At 70.3% G+C, this 6,250-nt stretch carries 5 protein-coding genes and 1 pseudogene; 4 read left to right on the top strand and 2 right to left on the bottom strand.

Annotation, left to right across the window (positions count from 1 at the left end; genetic code table 11):
* Positions 1–252: 252 nt before the first annotated feature.
* Entirely contained in the window at positions 253–1,473 is a 1,221-nt protein-coding gene (locus ACWGI8_RS37145) for an Ig-like domain-containing protein (protein ID WP_453667846.1), read from the bottom strand.
* Positions 1,474–1,682: 209 nt separating this feature from the next.
* Here ACWGI8_RS37145 and ACWGI8_RS37140 point away from each other — a divergent pair, with 209 nt between their 5' ends.
* Positions 1,683–2,453, top strand: a complete 771-nt coding sequence (locus ACWGI8_RS37140; protein ID WP_453667845.1) for an alpha/beta fold hydrolase — start codon at positions 1,683–1,685, stop codon at positions 2,451–2,453.
* Positions 2,450–3,676 (top strand): annotated as a pseudogene (locus ACWGI8_RS37135) (cytochrome P450); the annotation flags it as partial. The gene ACWGI8_RS37140 and the pseudogene ACWGI8_RS37135, both read left to right, overlap by 4 nt.
* Here ACWGI8_RS37135 and ribA read toward each other — a convergent pair.
* Complete coding sequence (gene ribA / locus ACWGI8_RS37130; protein ID WP_453667844.1) at positions 3,654–4,346, bottom strand: GTP cyclohydrolase II; 693 nt, start codon at positions 4,344–4,346, stop codon at positions 3,654–3,656. The pseudogene ACWGI8_RS37135 and the gene ribA overlap by 23 nt on opposite strands.
* A 138-nt stretch (positions 4,347–4,484) precedes the next feature.
* On the opposite strand from ribA, the gene ACWGI8_RS37125 reads away from it, so the two are divergent.
* Complete coding sequence (locus ACWGI8_RS37125; protein WP_453667843.1) at positions 4,485–5,258, top strand: creatininase family protein; 774 nt, start codon at positions 4,485–4,487, stop codon at positions 5,256–5,258.
* The coding region (locus ACWGI8_RS37120) for a RibD family protein (RefSeq protein ID WP_453667842.1) at positions 5,255–6,250 on the top strand (996 nt) is incomplete at its 3' end. The genes ACWGI8_RS37125 and ACWGI8_RS37120, both read left to right, overlap by 4 nt.

Genomic DNA, 6,250 nt, shown 5'->3' with positions numbered 1-6,250 from the left:
GGCCAGCAGCGCGGCCGAGACCGTCGCGGTCGTCGAGGTGCGCAGGGCTTTGTGGGGGTGTCCCATCGCTCACTCCTGACTCATATCAGTCCTAAAGTGACCCGACGGTAACCTGCCGGGCTTACCTTAGGTAACTGGTCGGTAAGTTACGCGACGGTAACGATATTGGACGTGCTGTCAGCAGGAGTTCGGCGGGAGTTCGGCGTAGGGCTGACGGGGGGCGGCGGGGACTGGCCGGAAACCGGCGGGAGTTCAGCGCAGGGCGCTCTTCGCCTGCCATTCGGCCCAGCTCAGATTCCACTCGCCGTAGCCGTTGTTGAGGGCGATGGTGCCCTTGGCGTCGCCGCCGGTGATCTCGAACGGGTCGCCGACCTGGACCTCTCCGTAGACCGCCGACGCGTTCGCGTCGCTCATCCCCACGCAGCCCGAACTCCGGTTGGCGTTGCCGAAGTACGCGGCGTTCCACGGCGCGGCGTGCGCGTACATACCCGACCAGGTCAGCCGCATCGAGTAGTCGACCATCTTGTCGTAGGCGTCACCGAGCCCGACCGTTTCGGAGTTCATGTTGATCGTGCCCTCCTTCGCCATCAGCACGGCCGTGCCGCGCCAGGAGGCCTTCTCGCCGCCGGGGGTTCCGGCCGACATCGGGACGTCCTTGATCTGCGTTCCGTCCCGGTAGAGCTTCAGCCGGTGGTTGTCGAGGTCGACCTTCACCAGCTGCTGCTTGCCGACCGTGAAGCCGGTGGCGTAGTCGCGGACGAACCAGCCGCCGTCCGCGCCCGAGTCGATGCCGTTCAGCTCGGCGCCCAGCGTGACCTTGGTGCCCGGCTTCCAGTAGTCCTTCGGCCGCCAGTCCACACGGTCCTTGCCCGACCAGTCCTCCATCCAGCCCCACGAACCCTGGGTGTTGTCCGACGTGGTCACCTTGAGGTGCTTCTCGACCTCCGCCTTGTTCTTCACCGGGTGGTCGAAGACGATCGACAGCGGCTGGGCGATCCCGACGGTGGAGTTCTTGCCCGGCACCAGCGTCAGCTTGTTGACCTTGTCCGCGGCGGCGGTGGCGAAGCCCGCGGTCGCCGTGCCGCCCTTGTCGTCCCGCGCCTCGACCGCATAGGTGGTGCCCGGTGCGGCCTTACGGGCCGAGGTCCAGGTGCGGCCGTCGGCGGCGACCGCGCCCTCGAGCCTGCCGCCCTTGGAGTCGGTGACCGTGACCTTCTTCAGCTTTCCCGCCGCGAGCGTCACCCGTACCGGCTCACCCGCCTTGGCCTGCTTGCCCTGCAGATTCACTGTGATGGCGGTGCGCGGCTTCCCTTCGGCGTCCCCGGCCTTCGCGTCCGAGCCGGAGGCCCCGGAACACCCGGTGAGAGCCACCGCCAGGGCCGTGACTCCGGCCGTGACTCCCGCTGTGGCGGCGGCGCGGGCAGGGCGGGCGAGCGGGGTGTGCGGGCGCATACGGACGCGGCTGCGGCTCAACTCAAAACCTCCGTGACGATCTCTCTCGCAGGTGGAGAGGGGGAGGCGAAGGCCCGGGTTGCCTATATGCCGGGAATTTCCGCTGCTGACGCATGTGACATGTCCGACAGTGCGCCGGTTCTGCACCCTGGCGATTCCGTCGGCTCCGGTACACCGTGGTGGCGTACGACCGCAGTCCCTTCACTCCGCTGCCCGCGAACGGAGAAGACGTGACCCCCTTCGTGCTCCCGCACACGCTGCTCGGTGACGGCCCGCACCACGTCGTCGCCGTCCATGGCTGGCTCGCCGACCGCGACGCCTACGCCTCCCTGCGGTCCGACCTCGACCTGGAGTCGTTCACGTACGCCTTCGTCGATCTGCGTGGCTACGGGGAGGCCAGGGGCACGCCCGGCGCCTACACCACGAAGGAGGGTGCCCAGGACGTGCTCGCGCTCGCCGGACACCTCGGCTGGGACCGCTTCTCGCTCATCGGCCACTCCATGGGCGGGGCCGTCGTCCAGCGCGTGCCCGTCCTCGCACGCGGCCGGGTGCGGCGGCTCGTCGGGATCTCGCCCGTGCCGGCCCACGGGCTGCCGATGCCGCCCGACCAGTGGGGGCTCTTCGCGGACGCCGCCGACCGTCCGGCCAACCGCCGCACCATCATCGACCTCACCACCGGCTCGGTACGGCCCACCGCCTGGCTCGACCGCATGATGCGGCGCTCCGTGGACCGCAGCGACCCCAAGGCGTTCCGCGCCTGGCTCGACTCCTGGGCCGTCGAGGACTTCCATACCGACATCGAGGGCTCAACCGTCCCGGCACTCGCCGTCGTCGGAGCTCTCGACCCGGCCATCAGCGCCGACCTGATGCGGGAGACCTGGCTGCGGTCGTACCTGCGGGGCGAACTCGCCGAACTGGCCGCCGCGGGACACCACGCCATGGACGAGACACCGCTCCAGCTGATCCGTACCGTCGAGGACTTCCTGCGGGCCGACATATGAGCACCCCGGCCGTCCCCGACGTCTTCGACCCGCGGCGCTATGCGGCCGGGCTGCCCCACGACGCGTTCCGCGAGCTGCGCGCCTATCATCCGGTGGCCTGGCAGGAGGAGTACGAGGTGCTGGGCTGGCCCGCGGGGCCCGGCTTCTGGGCGGTCACCCGGCACGGCGGTGTCGTCCGCGTGCTCAGGGACTCGGCGAACTTCTCGTCCTGGCTCGGCGCGACCCAGATCCGCGATCCCGACCCGGCGGATCTGCCCTTCATCCGCCGCATGATGCTCAACCAGGACCCGCCCGGCCACGGCCGGCTGCGGCGTCTCGTCAGCCGCGCCTTCACCCCCGCCCGCATCGACCGCTTCGCCGCCGCTGCCCGCGACCGAGCCCGCGAGCTGCTCGAAACCGCCCGCGCGGCGGGCCCCGTCGTCGACCTCGTCGCCACCGTCACCGACGACTACGCCCTGCTCAACCTCGCCGATCTGCTCGGCGTGCCGGAGAGCGACCGCGCCCTGCTGCTGAAGTGGACCGAACGCGTCATCGCCTACCAGGACCCGGACGAACCGCCGGTACTGGGTGCGGACGGGAGACCGGTCAATCCGCGCTCACCCGCGATGCTGCGGGAGATGTTCGACTACGCCCAGGAACTCGCGGCGTACAAGCGCCGCAACCCCGCAGACGACGTCATGACGTCGATCGCCGCTTCCGGACTCTCCGACGCCGAACTGGAGATGTTCTTCTTCCTGCTCACCGTCGCCGGGAACGACACCGTTCGCAGCGCCGCGCCCGGCGGGCTCCTGGCGCTCGCCGAGCACCCGGACGAGCAGCGGCGGCTGCGGGCGGGGGAGGTGGCGGTGGACACCGCAGTGGACGAACTGCTGCGCTGGCACCCGCCCGTGCTGTCGTTCCGCCGGACGGCGACCCGTGACCTCACGTTCGGCGGGCAGGACGTGTGCAGGGGCGACAAGGTCGTCGTCTTCCACGCCTCGGCCAACTACGACGAGCGCGCCTTCGCCGACCCTTACCGCCTCGATCTGTCCCGCTCGCCGAACCCGCACGTGTCCTTCGGGAACGGCCCGCACGTCTGCCTCGGCGCGCACTTCGCCCGCCTCCAGCTGCGCGTGCTGCAGGAGGAGGCACGGGAGGTGCTGCCACCGCTCACCCTGGCCGCACCGCCCCGGCGGCTGGTCTCCAACTTCATCAACGGAATCAAGTCGCTGCAGTTGGCACTGGGCCGGGATCCGGCGAGGAGCCGGCCGTCACACGGTCCAGGTGCGGAAGATGGTGGCCGAACCGCTCCCGCTTCGTCCGCAGATAGGCGAGATTCTCCTCGCGCGGCGGGGTGAGCAGCGACACCTGCTCGGAGACCTCGACACCGTGCTGGAGCAGCGCGTCGCGCTTGTCCGGGTTGTTCGACATCAGCCGTACGGAACGCACCCCCAGGTCGTGGAGCATGTCCGCCGCCACCCGGTAGTCGCGGGCGTCGGCCGGGAGCCCGAGAGCGAGATTCGCCTCGACGGTGTCCAGTCCCTCCGCCTGGAGCTGCATCGCCTGGAGCTTCGCCAGCAGGCCGATTCCCCGGCCCTCGTGCCCCTGGAGATAGAGGAGCACACCACGCCCCTCGCTCACGATCGCGCGCAGCGCCGCGTCCAGTTGGTCCCCGCACTCGCAGTGCCGGGACCCGAAGGCGTCCCCGGTCAGGCACTCCGAGTGCACCCGGGCCAGTACGTCGTCGCCTTCGACGTCGCCGTACACCAACGCCATTTGTTCGTCCCCGCGACTGAGGTCCAGGTAGCCGACGGCGCGAAAAACGCCGTAACGGGTGGAAAGCTGGACCGTTGCCCTGCGTTCGACATCCAGGGAACGAACCTCTGTGTGCGGGGCGACATAGGTGTCTGTCATGGGTGGATCCTGTCGGGTAGTCTCTGGCCGGAACATGAAATCAATCGAAATATCTCAACTGGTCCTTCTGTTCAAGGGTGTTCGAGCAGGACAACTCGGGCCACTAGGAATAGAGCCGGGCAAGAAAGGGTCGGGGACATGAGTGGCCCGTATGCGCGACCGCCGGAATGGGGACTTCTGCCGCTGGAGACGACGGAGGACGCGGGGGCGGCGCGGGCCCGGGTCGCCGTTCTGCCCGTGGGCAGTTTTGAGCAGCACGGACCGTACCTCCCCCTGATGACCGACACCATCATCGCCTGCGCCGTCGCCAGGGAGATCGCCGCAGCGTATCCGGTCCTCCGGCTGCCTCCGCTGACCGTCTCCTGCTCGCACGAGCACGCCGACTGGCCGGGCACCGTCAGCATGTCCGCCGCGACCCTCCACGCCGTCGTCCGGGACATCACGGAATCGCTCCGCCGCTCCGGTGTCGCCGCACTGGTTCTGATCAACGGGCACGGCGGGAACTACGTTCTGCGCAACGTCGTGCAGGAGTCCGTGGGCAGCGGCACGCGCATGGCGCTTTTCCCCGGCTCGGACGACTGGAACGCGGCAAGGGACCGGGCCGGCGTACAGACGCCCTCCCACAGCGATATGCACGCGGGTGAAGTCGAGACCTCCATCCTGTTGCACGAGGACCCGGAACTCGTCCCCTCCGGACATATGACCTCCGATTTCGTCGCCGACGACCGACGGCATTTGCTCACTCTCGGGATGCGGGCCTACACCGCGACCGGAGTCGTCGGCCGTCCGTCCTTGGCAACTGCCGAGAAGGGAAAGGAATTGCTGGCCGGACTCGTCGATTCGTTCTCCGGGTATTTCTCGCTCCTGGACCCGGAGCAGTCCCCGGACCCGGCCTCGCGGGGCACCCGATGAGCGGGGCCGAAGCGGGGCGGCGCGCCCGCACGCTCGACGCGCCGGGAGCCTGGGACCTGCTGCTCGGACTGCGGACCGAGGCGGAGGCCGAGGCCGTCGGGCTGCTGCGCGACGCCGACGGCCGGCGCCGCTGGCGGGACGCGTCGCACGAGGCGGACGTCCTCGCCGACCGCTACCTCCCCCTGTGCCTGGCCGGCCCCCGGTTCACCTTCGCCCAGCTGGGCCAGAGTCTCGACGGTTTCATCGCGACCCGGAAGGGCGACGCCGACTACGTCACCGGAGCGCAGGACCGGGAGCACCTGCACCGCCTGCGCGCACTGTCCGACGCGGTGGTCGTCGGCGCCGGCACCGCTGTCGCGGACGATCCCCGGCTGACGGTCCGCGCCTGCGCCGGGCCCAACCCGGTGCGTGTCGTCCTCGACCCGCACCGCCGGGTGCCGATGCGACGCCAGGTGTTCACCGACGGTGCGGCGCCGACCCTCTGGGTGGTGAGCGCCGACAGCGAGTGCGGGCGCGATGCTGCGGACACCGAGGGCATGACCGGCGTTGACGTACTGGTCCTCCCCGACAGCGCCGCGTTCGCCCCCCGGCGCCTGGTGCACGAGCTCGGGCGCCGCGGCCTGGGCCGCGTGATGGTCGAGGGCGGCGGCGTCACCGTGTCGCGCTTCCTCCACGACGGTGCGCTGCACCGGCTCTACGTCACCGTGGCACCGGTCCTGATAGGCGACGGTGTCCCAGGGCTCGGCTTCCCCGGCCCCGACCTGATGCGGGACGCGCTGCGGCCGCCGGTGCGACGGGCCGCCCTCGGCGAGGACACCCTCTTCGAACTCGACCTGCGCACGCCGCATTCCGCCGATCCACTCGACGGCGAGCACGACGACTCCGGGCAGGCACGCGGCGAACGCGAGCAGTCCGTAGGCAACGGCGACGGCCAGCCCCTGGGCGGAGCCCAGGCCGGCGGCCCCGAACGCCCAGGCGGTGACTCCCTCCCG

This window comes from Streptomyces sp. NPDC054841, from assembly GCF_053611045.1.
Note: the sequence above shows the minus strand (reverse complement) of the source record. Positions and strands in the feature narration are given on the sequence as shown.